Origin of the sequence: Burkholderia sp. KCJ3K979, from assembly GCF_016759955.1 — a bacterium.
GTDB lineage: Bacteria > Pseudomonadota > Gammaproteobacteria > Burkholderiales > Burkholderiaceae > Burkholderia > Burkholderia orbicola.
Window position 1 is genome coordinate 1 of record NZ_JACFYV010000476.1, and the last position, 437, is coordinate 437.

A 437-nucleotide genomic window follows, 5' to 3' on the forward strand; every position below is an offset into this window, starting at 1 on the left:
GCCCCAGATTCATCACCATTTGCTGCACCCGCAGGGCGCTAAGGCGCAGTTCATTCATCTGGTTAACATACTCAAGATCGATATCAATCAGCCGATCGAGTGCACTTTCTGCGGCTTGACGCTGATGTTGTTCGATCAAATCGTAAATCCCGGCCTGGGTCGCTCCGGCGGAGGTTGCCGCATTATTCGCCTGACCTTGCGCCAGGCGTGCGATTTCATCGGCGGCGGCGACTATCTGCTGACTGAGTTGCTGTTGTTGCTGGCGAAGTTGCAAACGCTGCCCCACCAGTTCCCCTTGCTGACGTAACGAACGGGAGATCTCCTGCTCCTGTTGTTCAATAGCGGTGGTGTCAAAACCTTGTTCCCGTAACGCTTGCAGCAACGCATTAATCTTCAGACTTTGTGCGGTGAGCATTCGCCCCTGCGCCTGCCACATC

At 55.1% G+C, this 437-nt stretch carries 1 protein-coding gene; it reads right to left on the reverse strand.

The annotated features are described in order from the left end of the window. The coding region (locus tag H3O04_RS35710) for a hypothetical protein (RefSeq protein ID WP_202589551.1) at window positions 1-415 on the reverse strand (415 nt) is incomplete at its 3' end. Between the last annotated feature and the right edge of the window lie 22 nt (window positions 416-437).